1 protein-coding gene and 1 pseudogene are annotated in these 1,657 nt (G+C 63.8%); both read right to left on the bottom strand.

Annotated elements, in window-relative coordinates; genetic code table 11:
* Positions 1–393: pseudogene (gene pyrH / locus EOA60_RS31960) on the bottom strand (UMP kinase); the annotation flags it as partial.
* A gap of 150 nt (positions 394–543) precedes the next feature.
* Positions 544–1,653, bottom strand: a complete 1,110-nt coding sequence (locus EOA60_RS31965; protein ID WP_095825370.1) for an aldo/keto reductase — start codon at positions 1,651–1,653, stop codon at positions 544–546.
* Positions 1,654–1,657: the final 4 nt, after the last annotated feature.

Here is a 1,657-nt window from a genome sequence, read left to right on the forward strand (position 1 = left end):
GATCACCACCTTGCCTTGATTCATATAGGCGGTCGCCTGGCGCTGTGAAAAACTTTCGCAGAGTTCCGGCATGGCAATGGCCGAAAGCACCACGGCGTCGACGCCGATTTTGTTCAGCGAGGTGCGCAGCGCCAGCGAGTTGATGACGGTGGCGAGCATTCCCATGTGATCGCCGGTGACGCGGTCGCCGCCCTTGGAGGCGACGGCCACGCCGCGGAAGATGTTGCCGCCGCCGATCACGACTCCGACTTCGACGCCAAGCGCCCGCGCCTCGGCAATGTCGGCTGCGATACGGTCGACGACCGAGACGTCGATGCCGAAATGCTGTTCCCCCATCAAGGCTTCGCCCGAAGCTTTCAGCAAGACACGTCGATAGAGGGGCTTCACCGTCATCTGGTTCCTCGAAAAATCTCGGCGCGGGCAAATCTGGAGGCGAAGGCGCCCCGCTTCGCCTGGCGGCGCTGGCACGATGGTTCGACCCGATACACGAAGGGCGCGGCGATGTCACGCCGCGCCCTCGCGCAAAATTCCAGGCTTTTCCGATCAGTTGCTGCTGATCCCGACCAGTTCGCCTTCGATCAGGACCGGCAGCGAATAGCCGAACGGCTTGTCGCCGGTCACGACGCCGCCGGCCACCCTGACCTGAATCTCGGGTCCAAAAAAGGAATGCGGGAACGGCGTGGGCGCAAGGCTCACCGAATCGAGCCGCTTGCGGAGTTCGGCAGGGATTGAAAAGTCGAGCGCCCGCAGATTGTCCTGCAACTGGGCAAGTTTCGTCGCGCCGAGGATGACGGTGGCCACACCCGGCTGCGCCGCAACCCAGTTCAGCGCCACCTGCGCCATGCTTCGGTCGAGTTCGGAAGCCACCTTCTCGAGTTCCGTAACGATCGCCCAATTGTGTTCGCTGAATTTCTGGAAACCCGGATGCGTGGTGTTGCGGAACCCGTCGAGCCGGCCGGCATTGCCGGCCTGCGCCGGGCGGTATTTGCCGCTGAGCAGGCCGCTGGCCAGCGGGCTCCACACCATGATGCCGGCGCCGTGACGCGAGGCGAAAGGCGCGAATTCATGTTCGATCGAGCGCTCGGCGAGCGAATATTCGAGCTGCAGGGCCGAGACCGGCTCATAGCCGCGCAGTTCGGCGATCGCCTGCGCCCGCCCGGCATACCAGGCCGGCACGTCAGAAAGACCGATATGGCGTACTTTGCCGGCACGCACCAAATCGTCCAGCGTGCGCAACACCTCCTCGGCCGGCGTCAGCCTGTCCCAGACATGCATGAGGTAAAGATCGATATGGTCGGTTCTGAGCCGCTTCAGCGAAGCGTCCACCGCGCGCATGATGTTCTTTCGGCCATTGCCGCCGGCATTCGGATTGCCGGGTTCCGTGTTCATCGTGAATTTGGTGGCGATCACCGCCTTGTCGCGCAAGCCGCGCTCGGCGACGAATTCGCCGAGCCAGGTCTCTGCCGTCCCGCCGGTGTAGAGGTCGGCCGTGTCGAAGAAATTGCCGCCGGCCTCGACATAGGCGTCGAACATGGCGCGGGCGGTTTCCCTGTCAGCACCCCAGCCCCATTCGGTGCCGAAGGTCATGGTGCCCAGCGCCAGCCGGCTGACGCGCAGGCCGCTGTTGCCAAGCGTGTAGTAGTTCATGCTCATGACG

The sequence above is a fragment of the Mesorhizobium sp. M1A.F.Ca.IN.020.06.1.1 genome, assembly GCF_004023265.1.
Classification (GTDB): Bacteria; Pseudomonadota; Alphaproteobacteria; order Rhizobiales; family Rhizobiaceae; genus Mesorhizobium.

Excerpts from the sequence above, each read along its gene's own strand:
- EOA60_RS31965 (WP_095825370.1), bottom strand. The coding sequence starts at position 1,653 with ATGAGCATGAACTACTACACGCTTGGCAACAGCGGCCTGCGCGTCAGC.